This window comes from Tatumella saanichensis (genome assembly GCF_000439375.1).
Taxonomy (GTDB): domain Bacteria; phylum Pseudomonadota; class Gammaproteobacteria; order Enterobacterales; family Enterobacteriaceae; genus Tatumella; species Tatumella saanichensis.
In genome coordinates this window covers 145,157-169,689 of the sequence record NZ_ATMI01000002.1, presented here as the reverse complement: position 1 = coordinate 169,689, position 24,533 = coordinate 145,157, and the positions used below count along the sequence as shown (strand labels likewise).

Here is a 24,533-nt window from a genome sequence, read left to right as displayed (position 1 = left end):
CCAGATGTCAGTATCTCCCTCATTCATTGAAGGAGAAAACTGTGAAAAACGACCTTGGATTCACCCTGATTGAACTGATGATCGTCATGGCGATTATTGCCATTCTCAGTGCCATCGGCCTACCCGCCTATCAGAACTACTTACAGAAAGCCGCAATGAACGATATGCTGCAACTGATGATGCCTTATAAAACGGCCATTGAATTGTGCAGTATGGAGCAAGGTTCCCCGCAGGGGTGTAACGCAGGCACCCAAGGCATCCCTCCAGCAAAAGGCTCACGCTACAGTGAAACAATCGTGATTGCCGACGGCACCATGACGTTAGCAGGGCGTGAGACACTACAAGGCCTAACCGTTGACTTGATCCCACAATGGAATCAGCAGGACGGTGACTTTACTTGGGCAAAACGTTGTCAGAGTGACAGTCGACTGTTACTGAATAACTGCCAATCACAATTCCGGTTTGATGATGTTGGGCAGGACCTATGAGTCATACACCGCTGCAGAGCCTGTGTCGGCAGCTACCGGCCTGTGTTATCAGCCAGACACCCTCTCATTTGACACTGGCGGTCACCAGCACCCCGCCACAGGAGATGCTCGATGCACTGCATTTTGCTAGTCAATGTCAGCTGTTATTTGAATATTGGCCGCAGGCCCGCATAGAACAACAGCTCCGCCAGCAACATCTCAGCCAGCCTGCAGGACAACCATTACTGGATATTCCTGAACTGGCCCAGCAGTTATTGGATCAAGCGACCCGTCAGCGGGCATCGGATATCCATATTGATCCCCGAGCCGAGGGATTCCAGATCCGCTTAAGGATCGACGGGATACTGCACCCTTTACCCTCTGCAAATACCTATCCTGGGGAGGCACTGATCGCCCGCTTTAAAGTACTGGCCGGACTGGATATCGCCGAGACCCGACGCCCTCAAGATGGAAAGCTAACCGCCGACAGTGATAGCGGACAGCAGCCGCATAGTTTCCGCCTATCCACGTTGCCAACAGAATTTGGGGAAAAAATGGTGCTGCGCCGCCAGTATCCGGCTACCGCCGCCCTCCTCCCCGAGCAACTTGGGCTGGCAGCCGATGATCTGCGTGACCTGCAGCACTGCCTGAATCAGCCGCAGGGAATGATCTTAGTCACCGGCCCAACGGGCAGCGGCAAAACGCTCACCCTCTACAGTCTACTTAATGCCCTAAATAGCCCACAGAGAAATCTAGTCAGTGCCGAAGATCCTATCGAGATCAGCCTACCGGGGGTCAACCAGTCTCAGGTCAATTCCAAAGCAGGATTCAGTTTCTCACTCATACTACGGGCTCTGCTGCGTCAGGATCCTGATGTGATCATGATTGGCGAGATCCGCGATGATGAAACTGCTGAGATTGCGGTGAAAGCCGCTCAGACCGGGCATCTGGTACTTGCCACTTTGCATACAAATTCTCCTCCGGAGGCTATCACCCGTTTACGGCAGATGGGGATCCCCGGTTATCTTCTGGCTGCTTCGCTACGGCTGATCATCGCTCAGCGGCTGGTACGCAAGCTTTGTCAGCATTGTCGACGCCAAGCTGAGCCGCCACTGAAACTGCCGGTAAGCTTGTCTGAGCAGCCGCTGATGCACTGGCAGGCCTGTGGCTGTGATCACTGCTTCAGCGGCTATTATGGTCGCCGCGGACTCTTCTGTTTACTGCCGATTAAGGAGGCGTTATCCCAAGCCATCGCCGCTGACAGTCCACCTGGTACCCTGACTGACATCGCGCTGCAACAGGGAATGCGCCCGTTGCTGCTAAGTGGTTTGCAAGCGATCAGAGAGGGAGACACCAGTTGGCCGGAAGTGGTCAGGGTCACTGGAGGGATCAATGGCTAATTACCGGATTTATCATTGGCAGGCGGTTGACCGTCAGGGACAAGCCTGTCAGGGCGAATCCTTACTGAGTGGCACTCGCCAACTACATAGCCTGCTGCTGAGTGAAGGAAAGGTACTGATTAGCCTGAAAACACGAGGCCGCTACCGACCGCAAGCTTGGCACCCTCAGCAACAAATTCTGCTGTTTCATCAGACTGCCCTGCTACTGAGGGCCGGGTTGCCGCTGGTTGACGGACTACAACTGTTAGCCGACGGACATCCGCTAAAAATATGGCGTCTGCTGCTGCAGCAATTGCGCCGGCAGATTATGCGCGGTATCTCGTTCTCAGACGGCCTCGCGGCTTGGCCGGAAATTTTTCAGCCGCTCTGCTTGGCGATGGTACGGGCTGGGGAAAAAACTGGACAGCTTGACCGCTGCTGCTTACAACTGGCCCACCAACAACAGCAGCAACTTCAGTATAAAAAACAGTTCCTGAAAGCGTTGCGCTATCCACTGTTTATCCTGCTACTCACTCTAAGTATGACCTTGGGCATGCTACTGTGGGTGCTACCGGCCTTCGAAGAGATCTATCGCTCCGCCAATACCCCGCTGCCCGCGTTCACCCGTAGGCTTATCAGTATCTCTCAGGCCGCAACGAACACCTTACCGGTGCTCTTGCCGCTAGTGATGCTGCTATTGTTGGGCGGGGTCGGGCTGTATCGCTATCATCCCAGCTGGCAACTGTTACAACAAAAACTGCTGTTCCGCCTACCGCTGGCAGGTCGGCTTTGGCAAGCCACCACCTTGGCCCGCTTGTTCAGTTTACTGGCACTGACCCAGGGTGCCGGTTTGCCACTGTACGAAGGCCTGACTACGGCTACCGGCTTAGCCACCAGCCGCTTCTGGCATCAGCAACTTTCTGCTTTGCTGTCACATATCCGCCGAGGACAGTCACTCTCTACAGGAATGGAGCACCAACCGGGATTTACCCCGCTCTGTATTATGCTGATCCGATGCGGTGAGCAAAGTGGTCAGCTGGAGGTTCTCTTTCAGCATCTGGCCGACTGGTATGATACTGAGGCTCAACAACTCACAGTCCGTGTCAGCAGCAGTATCGAACCCCTAATGCTGCTTATCACCGGCAGCCTGACCACCATGATGGTGGTAGCACTTTATTTACCGATGCTTAATCTTGGCAACGCGCTGCTATAACCCTCCCGCCCAATTACTTTCGCTCCTTTTTCTGGTTACTCGCTGGCGGACATCACTGACAGAATCCGCCCAATCCTGAGCAAACGGATGGATAAAAATACAGCGACTGCCACCGCTCATCGCCGGTTCTCTACCGCAGGACTGCGTTTTTTAGCCTGATTGCGCTACAATTCATACTCTATGCCTGAATTGACAGGCAACTTAAGACCGAGAGTGACGCTGCCCGTTAATTGCTAGGACAAATAGCACTATGACCTATGTTGTTGCCCTGACCGGGGGGATAGGAAGCGGTAAAACCACCATTGCTAACCACTTTGCCTCGCTGGGCGTGCCGGTGATTGATGCCGATATTATTGCCCGCCAAGTGGTCGCGCCCGGCAGCCTGGCATTGCAGCAAATCCACCATCACTTTGGTACACAGGTGCTTCTACCTGACGGCAGCCTAAACCGCAGTTGGTTACGTCAGACCGTGTTCAGTGATCCTGCGGAGAAAACGTGGCTTAACCAGTGTCTACACCCGTTAATTCAGCAACAAACACAACAGGCGATCAGTGAGGTCACTGAAGACTGGTGTCTGTGGGTGGTGCCATTACTGGTGGAAAATAATTTACAACATTGTGCTGACCGGGTGCTGGTGGTGGACACCGATGAAGAAACTCAGATCCGCCGTACTATGGCACGGGACAATATGAGTAGGCAGCAGGCGGAAAGCATTTTGGCGGCGCAAGCTGACAGGCAGTCTCGGTTACAGGCTGCTGACGATATTATTGATAATTCAGGAGTACCTGCCGATAAGCAGCAGGAAGTCATAAGGTTGCACCACCACTATCAGAGACTGGCGTCTGCAAAAAAAGGATCTGCATTATGAGCACTGTCATCCTGTTCGAGTATCCGTTAAATGAGAAGGTACGCTCTTGGTTACGTATGGAGTATCTGCTGCTGCAGCTAAGCGGTAGCCAGCCGGTGAATGACCCCGTGGCAGCCTTAAGTTTTTTCCGCAGCATTGCCGATTTGCTGGATATTTTTGACCGTGGCGATATGCGTGCCGACTTGGTCAAAGAACTGGAGCGCCGCCAGCAGAAACTCGAAAGCTGGCTCAATGTCAGTGGCGTGGATGTTGCCCTAGTCAGCGAGCTGCAGCAGACACTCAAGCACCATTCTGCAGAGATGATGACGGTCCCACGTATGGGACAGCAGTTGCGTGAAGACCGCTTTATCAGCCAGGTCCGCCAACGTTTGAGCATTCCCGGCGGATGTTGTAGCTTTGACCTGCCGACGCTACAGATCTGGCTGCATCTGCCTGAGGATGTCCGCCAACAGCAGGTGGATGAATGGTGCCGCACTCTGCTGCCCTTAAAAGAAAGTTTATTATTGGTTCTGGATCTGATCCGTCAGTCTGGCACCTTTCAGACGAAAATGAGCCTGAACGGCTTTTATCAGGATAATGCTGAAGATGCCGATATCCTACGTCTGAAAATACGCGCTGAAGATGCGCTTTATCCGCAGATTTCTGGTCACAAAAATCGTTACGCTATCCGCTTTATGCCGGTGGACAGCGAAGGGGGACAGATCCCAGAACGGTTAGAGTTCGAACTCGCCTGTTGTTAAGAGGATGCTATGCAGGAAGAAATAATCACGGTCAAATGCCCGCAATGTCAAAAAGAGGTGATCTGGGATGAATTAAGTCCCTGGCGTCCGTTTTGCTCGAAACGCTGTCAGATGATTGATCTTGGAGAGTGGGCGGCGGAAGAGAACCGTATCCCGCTGGACGATAAATTGTCTGAGGATGAAAACTGGAGCGGAGAATAACCCCGCTCTGCAGGGAGCCCATGGCTCCCTGTGGTTTACTTTACAGTTCACCTGCCACTAGGCGGGCCACCAACTGATGGTTAGCTGGCGGAAAATCGTCGGCAATTAGGTCTTTCTGTGCCACCCAGCGTTGTGGCTGGCCTTCCTTCCCCCACGGCTCTCCCTGCCACTCCTCAACCAGAAAGAAATGCAGAGTGACGTGTACCTGTTCGTAGGTATGGTCCGCTTCGCCTACCGGACGCGCGTGGATCACGTCAATGCCGGTCTCTTCCATCAATTCACGTTTCAGTGCCTGTTCTGCGCTTTCATCCTGCTCAATCTTCCCACCCGGAAACTCCCATTTATTCGCCATATGGGAAGAGGATGAGCGACGGGCCAGAAAAATACCGCGCTGCGGGTCGCGGATAATCCCGACCGCTACTTGGAGATGCTTCATGGTTTACCCTTTATCACCAGCTCGCCGATTCAGCGGCTGATTGCAGTACATGCAGACAATAAAAAGGTTCATGTTGCCATGAACCTAAAGGTTTCAGCGTAAGACGGCCCCGGTGCTCCGGGGCACGTTTGTTAGGCAATACGCCCGTGACACTGCTTAAATTTCTTACCGGAGCCGCAAGGGCAAGGATCGTTACGTCCCACCTTACGCTCACCGCCCTGGGCAGCCATTTCCTGTGCCGCTTCGGTTTCAGCATCGACGTGGCTCAATTGCTGTTGACTAGCTAAGCGCTCCGCTTCTTCACGACGCTGCTGTTCCATCGCCTCAACCTCTTCCGGCATCCGTACTTGAACTTTGCTCAGCGTGCTGACCACTTCATACTTCAGCGCTTCAAGCATGGCACTGAACATCGCGAAGGATTCACGCTTATATTCCTGCTTAGGATCTTTCTGCGCATACCCACGCAGGTGAATACCCTGACGCAGATAGTCCATCGAAGCCAGGTGCTCCTTCCACAGCGTATCTAACGTCTGCAGCATCACCCCTTTCTCGAAGTTACGCATCATTTCAGCGCCAACCACTTCCTCTTTTTCTTTATAGCTTTCATCAGCACGGGCCATAATACGCTCACGCAGCGTCTCTTCATGCAGCTCAGGCTCTTTATCCAGCCATTCGGTAATCGGCAGGTCTAGGTCGAAATCGTTACGTAGACGCTCCTCCAGACCCGGTACGTCCCACATCTCTTCCAGAGACTGAGGCGGAATATAGCTGTCGATGGTGGCCGTCAGCACATCGCCACGAATACCGTTAATGGTTTCGCTAACATCGGACACATCCAGCAGTTCATTACGCTGGGTGTAGATCGCACGACGCTGATCGCTGGCCACATCATCGTATTCCAGCAACTGCTTACGAATATCAAAGTTACGGCTTTCCACTTTGCGCTGTGCATTGGCAATCGCTTTAGTGACCCACGGATGCTCAATGGCCTCACCCGGTTTCATGCCCAGTTTACGCATCATGTTTGAAACGCGATCAGAGGCAAAGATACGCATCAGGGCATCTTCCATCGACAGGTAGAAACGGGAAGAACCCTTATCCCCCTGACGACCAGCACGTCCACGTAACTGGTTATCGATACGGCGGGATTCGTGACGCTCTGTACCGATGATATGCAGACCACCAGAGTTCAGTACCGCATCATGACGAAGCTGCCAGTCTTGTTTAATGGCCTCAATCTCTTCCGGAGTTGGATTTTCACGCGCTTCCACTTCCGCATGCCAGCTTCCCCCCAGCATAATATCGGTACCACGACCGGCCATGTTGGTGGCGATGGTGACGGCTCCCGGCTGACCCGCCTGGGCGATAATGTCGGCTTCGCTGGCGTGGAACTTGGCGTTCAGTACGCTGTGCTTAATACCCGCTTTGGTCAGTTCATGAGACACCACTTCAGATTTCTCAATGGAGATGGTCCCTACCAAAATAGGCTGACCGTTGGCAGTCCGCTCACGGATGTCTTCAATAATCGCATCGATCTTCTCTTTCTCAGTCATATAGACCAGATCAGGCAGATCTTTACGTACCATCGGACGGTTAGTTGGCAGTACGATGGTGTCCAGTTTGTAGATAGAACTGAATTCAAAGGCTTCAGTATCCGCAGTACCAGTCATCCCCGCCAGTTTCTCGTACAGACGGAAGTAGTTCTGGAAGGTGATCGAGGCCAAAGTCTGGTTCTCATTCTGGATCTCTACGCCTTCTTTCGCTTCAACGGCCTGATGCAGGCCGTCTGACCAGCGACGTCCCTGCATGGTACGACCGGTGTGTTCATCGACGATAATCACTTCACCGTCTTTGACGATATAGTCAACGTCACGGGTAAACAGGGCATGGGCACGCAGCGCTGCGGTGACGTGGTGCATCAGCATAATATTGGTCGGAGAGTAAAGTGACTCACCCTCTTCCATAATGCCCTGCTTAACCAGCAATTCTTCGATTTTAACCAGACCACGTTCGGTCAGGTGGACCTGACGTGATTTTTCATCGACGGAGAAGTCCCCTTCACCTTGGAAGGTGTCAGAATCTTCTTTGTCTTGACGTACCAAGTGCGGAATGATTTTGTTTACTTTGATGTACATCTCGGAGCTATCTTCAGCAGGGCCAGAGATGATCAGTGGAGTACGGGCTTCATCGATCAGGATGGAGTCGACTTCATCCACCAGCGCATAGTGTAATTTACGCTGTACACGTTCTTCTGGACTGAACGCCATGTTATCGCGCAGATAGTCGAAGCCGAATTCGTTGTTGGTACCATAGGTAATATCGGCGTTATAGGCTTCACGTTTTGCCGGTGCAGGCATACCCGGCAGGTTGATGCCAACGGTCAGGCCCAAGAACTCGAACAGCGGACGGTTATTTTCGGCATCACGCTGTGCCAGATAGTCGTTGACGGTGACGACATGCACACCCTTGCCGGTCAGGGCATTCAGGTAAGCTGGCAAGGTCGCGGTCAGGGTTTTACCTTCACCGGTACGCATCTCAGCGATACAACGCTCATTCAGTACCATCCCACCCATCAACTGCACATCAAAGTGACGCATGTTGAAGATACGGCGGCTGGCTTCACGCACAGTAGCAAAGGCTTCTGGGATCAAGCTTTCCAGTTCTTCGCCTTTTTCAAGGCGAGCACGGAACTCAAGGGTTTTGGCTTTCAGTTGTTCGTCGGTCAGTTCGGTGAACTGAGGTTCCATCTTGTTGATCACATCAACGCTTTTACGCATACGGCGTAAAGTACGATCATTACTGCTGCCAAAAATTTTAGTAAGAAGTTTAATAACCATTTTTCTTTTATCTCAATTCAGCCATCCGGCTGCAAAAAATCGGGAGGTTCAGGGGGAGGTAACTCAGGCGCGCTGTGGCCCAGCACGGATCCCCTGCGCTGCGGATACCCAAATACCACTGTCAAACACCCTTGGCTGAGTGGCCGGGGGCTGGATGGCAGGTAAAGGTCGCAGGCTAATAGGCTGAAGTGTCGTAAGCAGGGCATGCAAAGATTGCAGTACCGCAATTTTTTGTACTCGAGGCAGTAATGATTCTTCTGCCTGCGGGCTACCCTGTGGTAGAGAGAAAGAGAGGTGACGGATCACCACACGGATAGCGTGTTGGTGCCAGTAGCCCGTGCCAGGACGGCGGGCATTATCACGCAGCCTCATCAGGCTTTCGAAGCTGACAACATGGCTGACAAACAGAGTGTTGGCGGCTTTACTGACCGTTCCGGCATCCAGTGTCTGCCCATTGGCAACGGGCAGGCCCAAACCGGCCGCAACCATCCCTAGCAGGAGATGGGGCCAGAAGTAGCGCCTACCTAATTGTCGCCAACGTGAAAAAAGTCCGATCACACACTCTATCCATTGAAAACGGGTGCATGTATCTCCGGGAGAAACTCAGCTATCCCTGCGTTCGTGGCCGGAAATACCAAATGATATACCTGAGATAGTACCACTAATGTCAGTTTTCAACATCAGAGAATCAAATCACGGCTTATAAATTCTGCACAGGCGCGGGAAATTTAGACAAACATCGAGGAAGAGATAAAAAAAACAGCAGGTTCACTGACCGGAGAGAGTATCAGTGAAACCTGCTGTTTTATGCAGAATTAAGCCAGTACTAGGTTCGGCGCTTTGAATGCCTGTGGCAGTTCAGCTTCATCTTCAAAGGTTGCCCATTCCCAGGCTTCCTGTTTTGCCAGTACTGCTTGCAGCAATTTATTGTTCAGCGCATGGCCGGATTTATAGGCGCTGAACGCACCAATCACATTGTGGCCACACATAAACAGATCACCGATAGCATCCAACATTTTATGACGAACGAATTCGTCGTCAAAACGCAGACCTTCTTCGTTCAGTACACGGAAATCATCAAGTCCGATTGCACAGTCAAGACTACCGCCCAGGCACAGGCCACGAGACTGCAGATACTCGATTTCACGCATAAAGCCGAAAGTACGGGCACGGCTGATCTGGCGGACAAACGCATCAGCAGAGAAATTCATCTGATAACGCTGTGAGCTTGAGTCGATCGCCGGGTGTTTGAAGTCGATAGTAAAGTCGAGAGAGAAACCGTTATAAGGTTTCAGCTCGGCCCACTTATCGCCATCTTCTACACGTACTGTTTCTTTGATACGAACGAATTTTTTAGCACTGTTCAATTCATCGATACCGGCATCCAGCAACAGGTAAACGAAAGGCGCAGCGCTGCCATCCATGATAGGGATTTCCGGAGCATCCACTTCAACAATGATGTTGTCGATACCCAAACCTGCTAAGGCAGAGTTAAGGTGCTCTACGGTGGAAATGCGCACGCCTTCATCATTCACCAAGCACGTACTGAGCATGGTATCGCGCACGTATTTTGCATCAGCCGGAAAATCCACCGGTGGATTCAAGTCAGTGCGACGATAGATGACCCCAGTATTCGCTGGCGCAGGGCGCAGAGTCAGGCTGACTTTTTTACCGGTATGCAAACCGATACCTGTCGCCTGAACAATACGTTTTAATGTCCTTTGTTTGATCATCGTATTAATCTCGCAATATTACTCTTCATTCGGGACTATACCCTACTGACAGGCCGCCAGTTTAGCACAAAGAGCGCACTAGACCAAATATCGGCGTATTCTTAGTCAGCCTGCTTACGCAGGAAGGCTGGAATATCCAGATAGTCAGGTTCTTTGTTATTCGTCTGACCAGACTGCTCGTTAACCACTTTCGCGGCCGGTTTTGGCTCCTGAGGTAATGGAGTCATACCGTGCTGCTGATAACGATGGTCAACCGGCTGGCTGGCCGCCTTGTTAGTCACCAGGGTGATTTCTGGACGCTTGTCCATGCCGATACCGGTTGCCACAACAGTAACGCGCAGTTCATCGTTCATATCTGGATCCAGCGAGGTACCGATAACCACAGTGGCGTTGTCAGAAGCAAACGCACGGATGGTGTTACCCACGGTTTCAAACTCGTCCAGACGCAGGTCAAAGCCAGCAGTAATGTTGACCAGTACGCCACGAGCACCAGACAGGTCGATATCTTCCAGCAGCGGGCTGGAGATCGCCATTTCAGCGGCTTCTTCAGCACGGTCTTCGCCACAGGCGACACCAGAGCCCATCATCGCATAGCCCATTTCTGACATCACCGTGCGAACGTCTGCAAAGTCGACGTTCATCAGACCCGGACGGGTGATCAGTTCGGCAATACCCTGCACCGCACCTTTCAGCACATCATTGGCCGCGCCGAAGGCATCCAGTAATGAAATACCACGACCCAGTACCTTCAGCAGCTTGTCGTTCGGGATGGTGATCAGTGAATCCACGTGGCGTGACAGCTCCGCGATCCCCTGCTCAGCAAACGCCATACGCTTTTTGCCTTCGAAATTAAACGGTTTGGTGACCACAGCAACAGTGAGGATCCCCAGATCTTTGGCCACTTCTGCCACCACTGGTGCTGCACCGGTCCCGGTACCGCCGCCCATACCGGCTGCGATAAACACCATGTCCGCACCATCCAGTGCTGCACGCAGTGCTTCACGGTCTTCTTCTGCCGAGTTACGGCCGACTTCTGGGTTCGCGCCAGCACCCAGACCTTTGGTAATGTTGTTACCAATCTGAATCGTCTGACCGACGGCAGTTTTACGCAGTGCCTGAGCATCAGTATTCACTGCAAAGAACTCAACCCCTTCGATACGTTCGCGTACCATATGCTCTACGGCATTACCGCCGCCGCCGCCAACGCCGATGACTTTTATCACCGCATCATTGGTTAATTCCATAGGTTCAAACATGATTTCTCTCCGTTATGTGCCTGTCGCCTGGAGACCATAAATGCTGATAGCATGATCTCCTTTAGTAAAAATTAAAACTCTTTTTTAAGCCAACTGTTAATTCGTTTAAACCAACCGCCTACAGAGGCTCTTTTTTCGCTTTCGCCCTCAGCGCCTAGGTGCGATTCCTTACCGTAATGCAACAGCCCGACGGCGGTTGAATAGTAAGGTTCCTGCGCATAGTCAGTCAGACCAGTAATGTTCAACGGCTGACCGATACGTACCTGAGTGTGGAACACTTTTTGTGCGCAGGCTGCGAGGCCTTCGATCTGCCCTGCTCCTCCGGTCAGCACGATACCTGCTGCCAGGTGGTGTTTAACACCCTGCTGACGTAATTGCTCCTGTAACGCCAGGATTTCGTCGTTCACCAAGTTCAGTAATTCGGTATAACGCGGCTCAATGACTTCCGCGAGCGTCTGACGCTGCAGGCTGCGTGGCGGACGTCCGCCAACACTCGGCACTTCAACATTTTCGTCTTTACCGACGATTGAGCCTAGCGCACAGCCATGACGGACTTTGATCGCCTCAGCATCCGTCGGGGGCGTACCGAAGGCATAAGCGATATCACTGGTCACCACATTACCTGCATAAGGGATCACTTTAGTGTGGCGCAGTGCACCGCCAGTATAGACGGCCATATCCATTGTACCACCGCCGATATCCACGACACAGACGCCCAGCTCACGTTCATCTTCGGTTAATACCGCATAGCTCGACGCCAAACCGGCAAAAATCAGTTGATCCACTTTCAGGCCACAGCGCTCCACCGCCTTGACGATGTTTTTTGCCATATCGTTATGACAGGTGATCAGATGGACCTTCGCCTGCATCCTGACGCCGGATAAGCCGACGGGGTTTTTGATCCCTTCCTGATAATCAATGGCATATTCCTGAGGGATAACATGCAGAATACGGTGCTCATCACTGACACGTACTGATTTGGCGGTGTGTACCACATTCTCGACATCATCCTGGGTCACCTCTTCATCGGAAATCGGAACCATCCCGATTTCGTTCTGGCAACTGATATGTTTGCCTGAGAGGGCCAAGTAAACCGAGGAGATTTGGCAGTCCGCCATTAATTCAGCTTGGTCAATAGCCCGCTGAACACATTTCACCACTGATTCCAGATCGTTAACGCCACCTTTATCCATCCCACGGGACGGGCAGCTGCCAACACCGATAATGTTGACCATACCATCGGGCAGAATCTCCCCTACCAGGGCAGCAACCTTCGCGGTGCCGATCTCGAGTCCTACTACCAGTTTTCTGTCCGTTGATTTGATCATTGTTGTTTAGCCTGTGCCTGCTTTTGTTGCTGGTTACTGTTCTTAGGATCGGCAGGAGCTGCTACCCAGCCCACCGCTGCACCGGAGTCATAACGTAAGTCCACGTAGCCGATCTGCTTGTTGTCGGTCTGAGCCTGACGCAGCAACACCGGATAGAGATCGATAAAACGCTGTAAGCGCTTCATGGTTTCATCACGCCCTAACTCAATTTTCATGCCATCACTGGTCACTAACTGCCAAGAGCGTCTGGCGGTCATTGACGCCGCTTTTAGGGTCACTTTCGAAGCTTTCAGGGTATCACTCATCTGATAGAAGCCTGCCATCACCTCTTTCTCGCTACCTTCCGGTCCGTACAGCATCGGCATCGATTGCTGGCCGTTACTGCTGACCGGCAGTCGGAACGAGACCCCATCTGCGTCAACCACATTTTGATCATTCCACCGTGCTACGGGAACATATTCAACCAGATGAATCTTTAATTCGTCCGGCCACTGCTTGCGCACACTGACCTGTTTAATCCATGGCAGACGTTCAATCTGCTGCTGAATGACATCAACATTCTGCGACATAAAGGTCCCGGGCGGTCCCAAGGATAAAATGGCCTGACGGATATCATCATTGGTGGTGTAATGCGTCTGTCCGGTGACCACCAGCTTCGACAGCGGCAGACGTGATGCATCATCCATCCATTTCAGTACCATCGCGCCACCCAGCACCATGGTTCCGAGAACCACTAACAAAAAGATCACTCCAAACAGGCGTGAGCCGTTACTCCTTCCGGATCGGATTCGATCCTGAGGTTCCCGGTTCCGTGTATTTAAAGCCGCCTGAGACATATCAGTCTATTCACTCCAGAATATTGCTAATTAATTGCATAAAAATCGTAACTGACTGTTTCAGTCTCCCGTTACCCACCCGGTTTCAGGGATATTCGTTCACTTTCCGGCCAGCCGCGGTAAAGCCAGCACGGCCACTTAGACTTTCCCTACGGCGACTCATAGGCTTGCTGGCGCTCTCCGATGGCTAAGAGCGCTCGCCATACCCTCGGACTGCTCTGTGAAAACACTAGTATCATCAAAAAGATACTAAGCAGTGTAGCCCTGAATTCTGTCTCTGGCCGCTAACACAACACGGCCAAGAGATTAAGCACTAGCACTGACGGACAAATCCTGTCCGTATTCTCACTATCATATTGAAAAACAAATGCTAACGCACTTAACAAATCTGCTTATTCCGGGCTGCCCTCAACGGTTAGCTGTGCTGTGCGTCACTCGCGACTACCGGTTGCAATTTTGAGTCAGCCAGGGTGCGGGCAATACGCCCAACGGTCCCCGCCCCTTGGGCTAAGATCAGGTCATTGCCGCTCAGTGCCGGTGCCAGTGCATCGGCCAGCATGCCATGGTCTGACACCAGTATCGGGTCGACTCTGCCGCGACTACGGATAGAGCGACACAGTGCCCGACTGTCAGCACCAGCAATCGGCGCCTCACCGGCGGAATACACTTCCAGCATCAGCAGCACATCCACCTGTGACAGCACATTGGCAAAATCATCAAACAGGTCTCGGGTACGAGAATAACGGTGCGGCTGGAAAATCATCACCAGCTTTTTATCCGGCCAGCCGGCGCGAGCAGCTTTGATAGTGGCATCCACCTCGGTCGGATGGTGGCCGTAATCATCCACCAGCATCGCGCTGCCTGGCAGACCATTGACCGGCGCAGTAGGATACTCGCCTAACAGATCGAAACGGCGTCCGGTTCCTTGAAAATCTTCAAGCGCTGCCAAAATATCCTCATCATCAATGCCTTCTTCACTGGCAACGCTGACCGCCGCTGCCGCATTAAGTGCATTGTGCCGGCCCGGCGCGTTAAGCGTTACGGTCAGTACCGGTTTATCCAGACGGACAATTCGAAAATGGCCCTGTGCACCCTGCTGACGGTAGTCCTCGATACGCACATCCGCATCGTCACTGAAACCATAAGTGGTGATCTGACGCCCGACCTGCGGGATCAATTCACGGATCACTGGGTCATCGACACATAACACCGCCCTTCCGTAAAACGGCAGATTATGCAGAAAATTGACAAAGGTCTGTTTCAGATTGTCAAAATTCCCCTGATAGGTATCCATATGATCCGCTTCGATATTGGTCACCACCGCCACCATCGGCTGCAGATGTAAAAACGAGGCATCACTTTCATCGGCTTCTGCAATCAAGTAACGGCTACTGCCCAATCGCGCATGGGTTCCAGCCGCCTTTACCAAACCACCATTCACAAACGTCGGGTCCAAGCCACCTTCCGCATAAATACTGGACACCATCGCAGTGGTAGTGGTTTTACCGTGGGTACCGGCAATGGCGATACCATGACGAAAGCGCATCAGTTCTGCCAACATCTCAGCACGGCGGATCACCGGGATACGTGCCTCACGGGCCGCCACCAGTTCTGGGTTATCTTCGGAAATCGCACTCGACACCACCACCACACTGGCATCGTTCACGTTTTCTGGACGATGGTTAAAATAGACAGTGGCGCCCAGTGCACTCAGATGCTGAGTCACCGGATTTGGCGCCAGATCCGAACCACTGATCTGGTAACCTTCATTGGCTAACACTTCAGCAATACCGCCCATGCCAGCACCACCGATGCCGACAAAATGGATATGTTTCACCCGACGCATTTCGGGTACGACAGAGCGCAGTTTTGCCAATTGCTGAGTATTCATTTATTCACACGACCTGTTATCACTTCGCCCGCCACCGGGCTAAGCCGCTCATATTGAGCAGTAAAATTATTTAACGACTTTCGCCACTTCATTGGCTACCCGCTCGGTAGCATCTGGCACCGCAACGGCCCGCGCTTGCAACGCCATCGACAATAATGTCGGACGATCCCAACCGGATAACGTCTCTGCCACCACATCAGCAGTAAACTGCGGCTGTTCAAAAATCTTGGCAGCACCGGCCTTTTCTAGCGGCAGCGCATTCCAATATTGCTGGCGATCTTTATGCTGGAACGGGACGAAGATCGCTGCCAGTCCGGCAGCGGCTACCTCGCTGACCGTCAGCGCACCGGAACGGCACACCACCACATCAGCCCAAGCATAGGCCGCAGCCATATCATCAATAAATTCGGTAATTTTGTGGCCGCCCTGCCCTACGGCATCGTAGGCTTGTTGTACCGCCTCACGGGCCCCTTTACCGGTCTGGTGCCACAGAGTAATACGCTCACCACATAGCTTGGCCACTTCCGGCAAGGTCTGGTTCAGGATACGAGCACCCTGACTTCCACCGAGTACCAGTACCCTTATCGGACCTTCCCGGCCTTCAAAGCGCCGTTGCGGGGCCGGCAGTGCCAGTACATCGGTACGAACCGGATTACCCACCACTTCCGCATCAGGAAAGGCGCCTGGAAAAGCCTGCATCACTTTGCGGGCAATCTTCGATAGCCCTTTATTAGTCAGCCCGGCAATGCCATTCTGCTCATGCAGTACCACCGGGATGCCGCAACTCCAAGCGGCCAACCCGCCAGGCCCGGACACATAGCCGCCCATTCCCAGCACCACATCCGGTTGCCACGCTTTTAGGATCGCCCGCGCCTGACGCCAAGCGGTAAAGATACGCCACGGGGCCAGCAGTTGAGCTTTCAGTCCTTTACCACGTAGTCCACTGATACGGATAAAATCAATATCGATACCGTGTTTCGGCACCAAATCGGCTTCCATACGGTCAGCCGTTCCCAGCCAACGTACCTGCCAGCCTTGTTCCATCAGTTCATGGGCGACCGCCAGTCCCGGGAATACGTGTCCACCGGTCCCGCCAGCCATCACCATCAGTCGTTTGCCGCTCATCGACTACCTCGGGTAAACGCCTGTGCTTTCGTCAGACGTGTTTCATAATCTATTCGTAATAACAACACGATGGCCGTCGACATAATAATCAGACTCGAACCACCATAACTGATCAGTGGCAATGTCAGACCTTTGGTCGGCAGCATACCAGCGGCCGCCCCAACATTGACCAGTGCCTGGAAGCTAAACCAGACGCCAATGGCACAGGCTAGGAAACCTGAAAAACGCTGATCAAGCTCTAGCGCCCGACGGCCGATGGACATCGCGCGAAAAGCGACGAAGAATACCATCAAAAGTGCCAGTGACACACCGAAAAAGCCCAGTTCTTCGCCGATAATCGAGAAGATAAAATCGGTATGGGCTTCCGGTAAATATTCGAGTTTCTGCACCGAGTTACCTAAACCCTGCCCCCAGAATTCACCCCGCCCAAAGGCCATCAGTGACTGGGTTAACTGGTAACCACTGCCGAACGGATCCGCCCACGGATCCCAGAACGAGGTCACACGGCGCATACGGTAAGGTTCTGCCAAGATCAACAGCACCACCGCAAACAGACCAGAGCCGATAATCGCCAAGAACTGCCACAATTTGGCTCCCGCCAAAAACAGCATTGCCAGGGTCGTCACGAACAGCACGATAACCGTTCCTAAGTCCGGCTGCGCCAGTAGTAACACCGCCAGGATCACCATGACCCCCATCGGTTTACAGAAGCCCCAAAAGTTACTGCGGACTTCATCGACCTTTCGCACCAAATAGCTGGCCAGATAGCAGAACAGAGAGAGTTTAGAAAATTCTGCTGGCTGAATACGTAATGGGCCGAGAGCGATCCAGCGCGATGCCCCGTTTACCGAGCTACCGACCACCAATACCACCAACAGCATCACGACCGAAATCAGTAGCATCACATTACTGTAACGCTGCCAGAAGGACATCGGTAAACGCAGGGTCACCAGTGAAATCACAAAGCCAAGACCGAGATAAAAGGCATCACGCTTGGCAAAGTAGAAAGGATCATCGTTCATGCGCTGCCCGACCGGCACCGAGGCTGAGGTCACCATTACAAAGCCGATAATCGCTAGGCCAAAGGTCAGCCATAGCAGGGTACGGTCATAGAGGATGATTGCAGTGTCATCACTCTCTTTGGCGCCCATCACCCAATCTCTCAGACGACCGCCGATGGCCATCGCAAGTGTCAGGGGAAGTCGCAGGCCTGGGATACGCATTAGCCTAGCTCCTTTGCAAGACGGGTAAACAGATCCCCGCGTTGCTCAAAATTTTTAAACTGATCGAGGCTGGCACAGGCCGGTGACAGCAGCACCATGTCTCCCGCCGCCGTGTGCGGTGCAATAGCCGCCATCGCCTGTTCGAGGGTCTCTGTGCGAACTGAGATTTCCGCTCGCAGTGCCGCCAGTTGGTCACCGTCACGGCCGAAGCAATACACCGCCAGATTGTCCCGCTGTAGATAGGGCAGTAATGGCGAGAAATCGGCAGATTTACCGTCGCCGCCCAGCAATAGCCACAGCTTGCCGCTGACCTTTAGCCCTTTTAACGCTGCTTCGGTACTGCCGACATTGGTGGCTTTTGAGTCATTGATCCAGTCCACACCACGATGGCGGTAGGCCAGAGCAAAGCGGTGACTCAGCCCGCTAAAGGTAGTGAGCGCTTTCAGGCTAGTCGCCCGGGGCAGCCCCACCGCATCAGCCAGCGCCAGGGCGGCCAGTGCATTGGTAAAGTTATGCTGGCCGGTGATCCTCATCTCGGCGGTATCCAGTACCTTTTCGCCTTTTACCCGCAGCCAGGTACTGCCCTGCTGAGTATTCAGATGATAATCACCGACATTCACGCCAAAGCTGATACAACGCTGATCGACGCCGCGTACCGGCATGGTCAGACCATCATCGGCGTTAACCACGCAGACTTTCGCCTGCTCATAGATACGTAACTTAGCCGCACGGTATTGCTGCATTCCCAACGGATAGCGGTCCATATGATCTTCAGAGACATTCAAGATTGTGGCCGCTGCCGCTTTCAGACTGTGGGTAGTTTCTAACTGAAAACTGGACAATTCCAACACATACAGCTCAACATTGGGGTCCAGCAGCGACAACACCGGTAAACCGATATTCCCCCCTACCGCAACCTGACATCCGGCTGCTTGGGCCATTTCACCGACCAGGGTGGTGACGGTGCTTTTACCGTTCGAACCGGTGATCGCCACCACCGGTGCCGTCACTTCACGGCAAAACAGTTCAACATCCCCAACAATCTCTATACCCGCCTCGGCGGCTTCCGCCAGCAATGGATGAGACAGCGCGATACCGGGGCTGGCGACGATCAGATCCGCTGACATCAACCAGCCTTCATGCAACCCGCCCAGATAACGCTCAACGCTGTCCGGCAGTTTATCCAGCCCTGACGGAGATACCCGGGTATCAGTCACGCGCGGCGTCACACCTCGCGCCATAAAGAAATCAACACAGGAGAGGCCCGTCAGCCCCAACCCGATAATGACGACCTGTTTACCCCGATAGTCAGTCATAATTAACGCACCTTAAGGGTTGCCAGCCCGATTAGAACCAGCATCAGTGAGATGATCCAGAAACGCACAATCACGCGTGGTTCCGGCCAGCCTTTCAGTTCATAGTGGTGATGGATAGGTGCCATGCGGAAAATACGCTGCCCGCGTAATTTAAAGGAGCCGACTTGCAGGATCACCGACAGGGTTTCGACCACGAACACGCCGCCCATGATCACCAACAGGAATTCCTGGCGCAGTAATACGGCAATAGTTCCCAGAGCACCGCCCAGCGCCAGAGACCCTACGTCCCCCATAAAGACCTGCGCCGGATAGGTGTTAAACCACAGGAAGCCAAGACCCGCACCGACAATTGCCGTACAGACAATCACTAATTCACCGGCGTAACGTAGATAAGGAATATGCAGGTAATCGGCAAAGTTAACGTTACCCGTTGCCCACGCCACCAAACCGAAGCCTGCCGCCACAAACACCGTCGGCATAATCGCCAGACCATCCAGTCCATCGGTCAGGTTGACCGCGTTGCTCGTCCCGACAATTACCAAGTAGGTCAGCAGCAGATAGCTCAGCCCCAGTTGCGGCATCACATCTTTAAAGAACGGCACCACCAGCTCGGTCGCCGGCGTCCCTTTACCGCTGACATATAAGGCAAACGCCACGCCGAGAGCGATCACCGACTGCCAGAAATACTTCCAGCGGGCGATCAGGCCTTTAGTATCTTTGCGGACCACTTTGCGGTAATCATCGACAAAACCGACAATCCCGTAGCCGATCAGCACCACCAACACGCACCACACATAGGGGTTAGACGGATAGGCCCACATCAGTACCGAAATGGTGATGGAGGTGAGGATCATCAGGCCGCCCATGGTCGGGGTACCGCGTTTGCTGAAGTGAGACTCAGGTCCGTCATTACGTACCACCTGACCGATCTGCAATTTCTGCAGCCACGCAATCAGGCGCGGGCCCATCCACAGGCTGATAAACAGCGACGTCAGCAGGCTGACAATGGCACGGAAGGTCAGATAGGAGAAAATGTTAAACCCGGAATAGAAGGAAACCAGATGTTCAGCGAGCCAGACTAACATGTGCCTTTCTCCTGTAATTGCTGAACCACCTCTTCCATAGCTGCACTGCGCGAACCCTTAATCAAAATAGTCACTTCCTGATGTTCCGATAATAATGTTTTTAACCGCGCGATAGCCGCCGGTTTGTGAGTGAAATGTTCTCCGTCAGCACTTTCCTGAGAAATAAAACGGCTCAGGTGACCAACGCTGATGACTTTATCAATGCCGGCATTTTTCGCCGCAATCCCCACTGAACGGTGGCACTGTTCGGCTTCATCCCCCAACTCGGCCATGTCACCGACCACCATGATGCGGTAACCCGGCATCTCGCCCAGAACCTGCGCGGCGGCGGTCATTGAACCAACGTTAGCATTGTAGCTGTCGTCCAACAGACGCTGATGCTCAGACAGGCGGATCGGGTATAACCGGCCAGGAACCGGTTGCAGGAGACTGAGGCCTTGTTGGATTGCCGACAGTGGCGCGCCCGCAGCCAGCGCCAGCGCAGTGGCGGCCAACGCATTGGCGACGTTATGACGTCCCGGCAAGGGCAGTTGAATATCGGCTTCACCCTGTGGTGAATGCAGGCGGAAGGCGGTGCACTCCCCTGTGACCTGAATATCCGTGGTAAAGAAATCAACCCCGTCGCCACCCTGTGGGGTAAAACGCCACACGGTTTTATCGGTCAAGTTAGCTTGCCAGTGCGGCCAGTCATTGCTCTCTTCATTAAGGATGGCGATGCCGTTTTCCGGCAGCCCTTCAAAAATTTCGCCTTTGGCTTTGGCAACCCCAGCCAATGACCCAAACCCTTCCAAGTGGGCTGCTGCCAAGTTATTCACCAGGGCCGCTTCTGGGCGGACCATCGCCGTGGTATAGGCGATCTCACCCTGATGGTTAGCACCCAGTTCAATCACCGCATACTGGTGCTCTGGCGTCAGCCGTAGCAGGGTCATTGGTACGCCAATATCGTTATTCAGGTTACCGGCGGTATACAGGGTATTACCACACTGCTTCAGGATAGCGGCGGTCATCTCTTTGACCGAGGTTTTTCCAGAAGAACCGGTTAGCGCGACGATCTTGGCGGGGACCTGTTGACGTACCCAAGCCGCCAACTGACCAAAGGCAATACGTGTGTCATGCACCACCACCTGTGGAATGTCCACGGGCAAGGGTTTACTCACCAGTAATGCGCTGGCACCGGCCGCTATCGCATCGCTGATAAAATCATGGGCATCAAAGCGCTCACCGATCAGCGCCACAAACAGGCAACCAGAAGTCACTTTGCGGGTATCGGTGGTGACCTCTGTAAAGGTCAGTGTTGGGGAGCCGGTTAATTGCCCCTCGGTTAAGGTTGCCAGTTGCTGCAAACTTACAGAAATCATGCCATCACTCCCAGTAAAGCGGCCACTGTCGCCCGATCAGAATAATCAAAGCGGCGGTTACCAATGATCTGGTAATCTTCATGGCCTTTACCGGCCACCAAAATAATGTCGTCAGCCCCGGCTTGTGCCACGGTCTGCGCTAACGCCTGGGCCCGTCCTGGGATCGCCAGCGCCATGCCGGGGTCCAGTAATCCGCTGAGGATATCGCTGACAATCCTGGCAGGATCTTCACTGCGCGGATTGTCGTCGGTGATCACCAGCCGGTCAGCAAACTGTTCAGCGATCGCCCCCATCAGCGGGCGCTTGCCTTTATCTCGGTCTCCGCCACAGCCAAACAGGCACCACAGTGTGCCACGGCAATGTAAACGGGCTGCCTGCAAGGCTTTTTCCAGCGCATCAGGAGTATGGGCATAATCCACCACCACCGTCGGATGCCCCTCACGATGGAACACTTCCATCCGTCCACATACCGGCTGTAGTTGCTCGGCCGTGTCACACAACCGTTGCAGCGGATAGTCCAGTGCCAACAAGGTCGCCATCGCCACCAGTAAGTTACTGACGTTGAACGCTCCCATCAGCGGACTGGTAAATTCACCGTCACCCCATGAAGAGCGGATTTTTACCTTGGCCCCTTTTTCGAGCCATTGAACGTCGATGGCTTCTAGGCGTCGACCGGTGGCATCCTCAGCAATGTGCCCTGCCATACTCACCGCCACCGCATCCGTCAGCCTTAACAGCCACTGACGGCCAACCGGATCATCGGCATTAATGATCGCCTGACCGACCTGGTGTTCGGAAAACAGTGACCATTTCGCGGCTTCGTAATGTTTCATATCACCGTGATAATCGAGATGATCACGACTGAGATTAGTGAACACCGCCGCGGCAAAAGGTAAAGCTGCCACTCGGTGCTGCACTAGGCCGTGGGAGGAAACCTCCATTGCCGTTAGGGTGGCACCCTGGGTAAGTAGATCTGCCAACTGGTGCTGGATATCCACCGCCGAGCCGGTGGTATTCTCCGCCGCCGCTAACTGACCGTACAGGCCGTTGCCGACGGTACCCATCACGGCCCCAGTCTCTCCCAACAAGTTAGCCCACTGCGCCAGCAACTGACTGACCGTGGTTTTACCGTTGGTACCGGTGACACCAATCAAGGTCTGCTTTTCTGCTGGATGGTCATAAAAACGTCCAGCCAGCGCCGACAGCCGTTGCGATAACTGTGTCAGATAGATGACCGGAACACCTCGAACTTCGGTAATATCCCCGTCTGCTGCTTCCCCTTCCGCTTCCGCAATCACCGCGGCGACACCGCGGTCAATCGCCTGAGGAATATACTGCCGTCCATCCACCTGATGACCGTTGACGGCCACAAACAGATCGCCGGATGCCACACTGCGGCTATCCAGTGTCATTTCCCTAAGCTGACGTTCTGGCGCACCGGGCACCCAAGGGGCCAGCAGGTCGCGCAAGTTACGATCTGTCACTGAGATCCTCATTTTTATTAACCACTAAATCACTTTTATCGTTGGTAGGCAGTGCATCTGGCTCAATGTTCATGGTACGTAAAACGCCGCCCATGATGGCACCGAACACTGGCGCAGACACGGCACCACCATAATATTTACCGGCCTGTGGGTCGTTAATTACCACCACCAGCGCAAAGCGCGGATGGCTAGCAGGCGCGACCCCAGCCGTGTAAGCAATATATTTGTTGATATAGCGTCCATCCGGGCCTACTTTCTTGGCGGTACCGGTTTTAATCGCAATCCGGTAGCCCTTAATGGCCGCTTTCACACCGCCGCCGCCCGGTAGGGCCACACTTTCCATCATATGCAGCACTGTTTTCACCGTCGCTTCAGGGAAGACACGCTGACCGGCCACCGGCGGATCCACTTTAGTGATCGATAACGGGCGCGCGATACCATAGCTGCCGATGGTCGCATAGACACGGGCCAGTTGTAGCGGCGTAACCATCAAGCCATAACCAAATGAGAAGGTCGCCCGCTCGATATCGGACCAGCGTTGTTTATTCGGGTAAAGGCCGCTGCTCTCACCGATCAGACCAAGGTTGGTCGGTTTGCCGAGACCAAAACGGGAATAGGTATCCACCAAGGCAGAGGAGGGCATCGCTAGCGCCAGACGCGAGACCCCGACGTTACTCGATTTCTGTAATACCCCGGTCAGCGTCAGTTCGTTATAGCGAGCCACATCTTTGATCTCATGGCCGTTGATACGGTAAGGCACGGTATTAATCACACTGCCTTCACGAACCACTCCCCGTTGCAATGCGGTCATCACCACCATCGGTTTAACCGTTGAACCAGGCTCAAAGATATCGGTGATAGCACGGTTACGTACCGCATCTTTGGAAAGATTATTGAGATTATTCGGGTTATAGGCTGGGCTATTGGCCATGGCCAAGACTTCACCGGTATTGACATCCACCAGCACGGCAGTACCTGATTCAGCCTTGTTAAAGGCGACGGCATTATTGAGTTCACGGTACACCTGGGCCTGCAGACGCTCGTCAATACTCAAGGTCAGATTATGAGCAGCCTGGCTATCTTTTGAAGAAATATCTTCAATTACTCTTCCCTGACGATCCTTCCGCACCGTGCGCTCGCCAGGTTGACCGGTCAGCCACTGATTGAAACTTTTCTCAACCCCTTCAATCCCGACACCGTCGATATTGGTAAAACCGATCAAATGTGCCGTCACCTGGCCCGCTGAATAGTAACGACGTGATTCCTCACGCAGATAGACGCCAGGTAATTTCAACTGTTTGATGTAGGCGCCAACAGACGGATTAATCTGTCGGGCAAGATAGGTGAAACGACCATCGGGTTTGGCATCGATCTGCGCTTTAAGCTGTGGCAGTGTGAGAGAGAGGGCATCGGCCAGCGCCTGCCAGCGACCGTCTTGGGTGACCCCGCCTTTTTCATTCAAAACCTTAGGGTCGACCCACACCGCATTCACCGGCACACTGACTGCCAGAGGGCGACCGGTCCTATCGGTGATCATACCCCGCGAGGCGGGCACCGCCTGCACTCGCAATGAACGGGCATCTCCCTCTTTCACCAGACGATCAGGGTTCAACACCTGTAGATAACCGACTCGCGAGATCAGTCCAACCAGTGCAGCCAAGATCCCCAGACAGAGCAACGCAAAACGCCAGCTGACAAAGCTGGCCTTATTTTCCCGTTTTCCCGATTTCAGCGTTTTTTTCGCGCTGCTCATTCAG

At 53.4% G+C, this 24,533-nt stretch carries 21 protein-coding genes; 6 read left to right on the top strand and 15 right to left on the bottom strand.

Going from position 1 to position 24,533, the window contains the following annotated elements:
• The first annotated feature begins 41 nt into the window (after positions 1-41).
• From ppdD to yacG, 6 genes are all read left to right on the top strand, one after another.
• Complete coding sequence (ppdD, locus tag DW47_RS0101890; RefSeq protein ID WP_029684634.1) at positions 42-488, top strand: prepilin peptidase-dependent pilin; 447 nt, start codon at positions 42-44, stop codon at positions 486-488.
• Entirely contained in the window at positions 485-1,867 is a 1,383-nt protein-coding gene (locus DW47_RS0101885; protein ID WP_029684633.1) for an ATPase, T2SS/T4P/T4SS family, read from the top strand. The genes ppdD and DW47_RS0101885 overlap by 4 nt, the downstream gene beginning before the upstream one ends.
• Positions 1,860-3,059: a protein transport protein HofC gene (gene hofC, locus DW47_RS0101880; RefSeq protein ID WP_029684632.1), complete on the top strand. Its 1,200-nt coding sequence runs from the start codon at positions 1,860-1,862 to the stop codon at positions 3,057-3,059. Before DW47_RS0101885 ends, hofC begins: the two co-directional genes overlap by 8 nt.
• 250 nt (positions 3,060-3,309) lie before the next feature.
• Positions 3,310-3,927: a dephospho-CoA kinase gene (gene coaE, locus DW47_RS0101875; protein ID WP_029684631.1), complete on the top strand. Its 618-nt coding sequence runs from the start codon at positions 3,310-3,312 to the stop codon at positions 3,925-3,927.
• Positions 3,924-4,667: a cell division protein ZapD gene (gene zapD / locus DW47_RS0101870; protein ID WP_029684630.1), complete on the top strand. Its 744-nt coding sequence runs from the start codon at positions 3,924-3,926 to the stop codon at positions 4,665-4,667. The genes coaE and zapD overlap by 4 nt, the downstream gene beginning before the upstream one ends.
• Before the next feature lie 9 nt (positions 4,668-4,676).
• Positions 4,677-4,868: a DNA gyrase inhibitor YacG gene (gene yacG / locus DW47_RS0101865; RefSeq protein ID WP_029684629.1), complete on the top strand. Its 192-nt coding sequence runs from the start codon at positions 4,677-4,679 to the stop codon at positions 4,866-4,868.
• Between the two features lie 40 nt (positions 4,869-4,908).
• On the opposite strand, the gene mutT is transcribed toward yacG, so the two are convergent.
• The 15 genes from mutT to ftsI all read right to left on the bottom strand — a co-directional run bounded on the left by mutT (position 4,909) and on the right by ftsI (position 24,529).
• The gene (gene mutT / locus DW47_RS0101860) at positions 4,909-5,304 is read right to left on the bottom strand and encodes an 8-oxo-dGTP diphosphatase MutT (protein WP_029684628.1); all 396 of its coding nucleotides are present in this window, start codon (positions 5,302-5,304) and stop codon (positions 4,909-4,911) included.
• 131 nt (positions 5,305-5,435) lie between these two features.
• Positions 5,436-8,141 (bottom strand): preprotein translocase subunit SecA, encoded by a 2,706-nt coding sequence (secA, locus tag DW47_RS0101855; protein ID WP_029684627.1) that lies wholly within the window; start codon positions 8,139-8,141, stop codon positions 5,436-5,438.
• 63 nt (positions 8,142-8,204) lie between these two features.
• Positions 8,205-8,699 carry a secA translation cis-regulator SecM gene (gene secM, locus DW47_RS0101850; protein ID WP_029684626.1) on the bottom strand — a complete coding sequence of 165 codons (495 nt, stop codon included), beginning with the start codon at positions 8,697-8,699 and terminating at the stop codon, positions 8,205-8,207.
• 257 nt (positions 8,700-8,956) lie between these two features.
• Positions 8,957-9,874 (bottom strand): UDP-3-O-acyl-N-acetylglucosamine deacetylase, encoded by a 918-nt coding sequence (gene lpxC, locus DW47_RS0101845; RefSeq protein WP_029684625.1) that lies wholly within the window; start codon positions 9,872-9,874, stop codon positions 8,957-8,959.
• A gap of 101 nt (positions 9,875-9,975) precedes the next feature.
• Positions 9,976-11,130 (bottom strand): cell division protein FtsZ, encoded by a 1,155-nt coding sequence (gene ftsZ / locus DW47_RS0101840; protein ID WP_029684624.1) that lies wholly within the window; start codon positions 11,128-11,130, stop codon positions 9,976-9,978.
• Positions 11,131-11,201: 71 nt separating this feature from the next.
• Positions 11,202-12,458: a cell division protein FtsA gene (gene ftsA / locus DW47_RS0101835; RefSeq protein ID WP_029684623.1), complete on the bottom strand. Its 1,257-nt coding sequence runs from the start codon at positions 12,456-12,458 to the stop codon at positions 11,202-11,204.
• On the bottom strand, positions 12,455-13,294 hold the full coding sequence (gene ftsQ, locus DW47_RS0101830; RefSeq protein WP_029684622.1) for a cell division protein FtsQ: 840 nt from the start codon (positions 13,292-13,294) through the stop codon (positions 12,455-12,457). The genes ftsA and ftsQ overlap by 4 nt, the downstream gene beginning before the upstream one ends.
• A gap of 415 nt (positions 13,295-13,709) precedes the next feature.
• Positions 13,710-15,185: a UDP-N-acetylmuramate--L-alanine ligase gene (murC, locus tag DW47_RS0101825; protein WP_029684621.1), complete on the bottom strand. Its 1,476-nt coding sequence runs from the start codon at positions 15,183-15,185 to the stop codon at positions 13,710-13,712.
• A gap of 66 nt (positions 15,186-15,251) precedes the next feature.
• Positions 15,252-16,310, bottom strand: coding sequence for an undecaprenyldiphospho-muramoylpentapeptide beta-N-acetylglucosaminyltransferase (gene murG, locus DW47_RS0101820; RefSeq protein WP_029684620.1), 1,059 nt, complete (start codon positions 16,308-16,310; stop codon positions 15,252-15,254).
• Positions 16,307-17,533, bottom strand: a complete 1,227-nt coding sequence (gene ftsW, locus DW47_RS0101815; RefSeq protein WP_029684619.1) for a cell division protein FtsW — start codon at positions 17,531-17,533, stop codon at positions 16,307-16,309. The genes murG and ftsW overlap by 4 nt, the downstream gene beginning before the upstream one ends.
• Positions 17,533-18,849 (bottom strand): UDP-N-acetylmuramoyl-L-alanine--D-glutamate ligase, encoded by a 1,317-nt coding sequence (murD, locus tag DW47_RS0101810; protein ID WP_029684618.1) that lies wholly within the window; start codon positions 18,847-18,849, stop codon positions 17,533-17,535. The genes ftsW and murD overlap by 1 nt, the downstream gene beginning before the upstream one ends.
• Before the next feature lie 2 nt (positions 18,850-18,851).
• Positions 18,852-19,934, bottom strand: a complete 1,083-nt coding sequence (gene mraY, locus DW47_RS0101805) for a phospho-N-acetylmuramoyl-pentapeptide-transferase (protein WP_029684617.1) — start codon at positions 19,932-19,934, stop codon at positions 18,852-18,854.
• Positions 19,928-21,292: a UDP-N-acetylmuramoyl-tripeptide--D-alanyl-D-alanine ligase gene (gene murF, locus DW47_RS0101800; RefSeq protein WP_029684616.1), complete on the bottom strand. Its 1,365-nt coding sequence runs from the start codon at positions 21,290-21,292 to the stop codon at positions 19,928-19,930. The genes mraY and murF overlap by 7 nt, the downstream gene beginning before the upstream one ends.
• Positions 21,289-22,776, bottom strand: a complete 1,488-nt coding sequence (gene murE, locus DW47_RS0101795; protein WP_029684615.1) for a UDP-N-acetylmuramoyl-L-alanyl-D-glutamate--2,6-diaminopimelate ligase — start codon at positions 22,774-22,776, stop codon at positions 21,289-21,291. The genes murF and murE overlap by 4 nt, the downstream gene beginning before the upstream one ends.
• Entirely contained in the window at positions 22,763-24,529 is a 1,767-nt protein-coding gene (gene ftsI, locus DW47_RS0101790) for a peptidoglycan glycosyltransferase FtsI (protein WP_029684614.1), read from the bottom strand. The genes murE and ftsI overlap by 14 nt, the downstream gene beginning before the upstream one ends.
• Positions 24,530-24,533 lie beyond the last annotated feature (4 nt).

Bases quoted from the DNA above. Each gene is read 5' to 3' on its own strand.
- hofC (WP_029684632.1), top strand. From the start codon at position 1,860: ATGGCTAATTACCGGATTTATCATTGGCAGGCGGTTGACCGTCAGGGA.
- ftsA (WP_029684623.1), bottom strand. From the start codon at position 12,458: ATGATCAAATCAACGGACAGAAAACTGGTAGTAGGACTCGAGATCGGC.
- murF (WP_029684616.1), bottom strand. From the start codon at position 21,292: ATGATTTCTGTAAGTTTGCAGCAACTGGCAACCTTAACCGAGGGGCAA.
- mraY (WP_029684617.1), bottom strand. From the start codon at position 19,934: ATGTTAGTCTGGCTCGCTGAACATCTGGTTTCCTTCTATTCCGGGTTT.
- murC (WP_029684621.1), bottom strand. From the start codon at position 15,185: ATGAATACTCAGCAATTGGCAAAACTGCGCTCTGTCGTACCCGAAATG.
- yacG (WP_029684629.1), top strand. From the start codon at position 4,677: ATGCAGGAAGAAATAATCACGGTCAAATGCCCGCAATGTCAAAAAGAG.
- ftsI (WP_029684614.1), bottom strand. From the start codon at position 24,529: ATGAGCAGCGCGAAAAAAACGCTGAAATCGGGAAAACGGGAAAATAAG.
- ftsZ (WP_029684624.1), bottom strand. From the start codon at position 11,130: ATGTTTGAACCTATGGAATTAACCAATGATGCGGTGATAAAAGTCATC.
- murG (WP_029684620.1), bottom strand. From the start codon at position 16,310: ATGAGCGGCAAACGACTGATGGTGATGGCTGGCGGGACCGGTGGACAC.
- ftsQ (WP_029684622.1), bottom strand. From the start codon at position 13,294: ATGTCTCAGGCGGCTTTAAATACACGGAACCGGGAACCTCAGGATCGA.
- lpxC (WP_029684625.1), bottom strand. From the start codon at position 9,874: ATGATCAAACAAAGGACATTAAAACGTATTGTTCAGGCGACAGGTATC.
- zapD (WP_029684630.1), top strand. From the start codon at position 3,924: ATGAGCACTGTCATCCTGTTCGAGTATCCGTTAAATGAGAAGGTACGC.
- secA (WP_029684627.1), bottom strand. From the start codon at position 8,141: ATGGTTATTAAACTTCTTACTAAAATTTTTGGCAGCAGTAATGATCGT.
- mutT (WP_029684628.1), bottom strand. From the start codon at position 5,304: ATGAAGCATCTCCAAGTAGCGGTCGGGATTATCCGCGACCCGCAGCGC.
- ftsW (WP_029684619.1), bottom strand. From the start codon at position 17,533: ATGCGTATCCCAGGCCTGCGACTTCCCCTGACACTTGCGATGGCCATC.
- coaE (WP_029684631.1), top strand. From the start codon at position 3,310: ATGACCTATGTTGTTGCCCTGACCGGGGGGATAGGAAGCGGTAAAACC.
- murD (WP_029684618.1), bottom strand. From the start codon at position 18,849: ATGACTGACTATCGGGGTAAACAGGTCGTCATTATCGGGTTGGGGCTG.
- DW47_RS0101885 (WP_029684633.1), top strand. From the start codon at position 485: ATGAGTCATACACCGCTGCAGAGCCTGTGTCGGCAGCTACCGGCCTGT.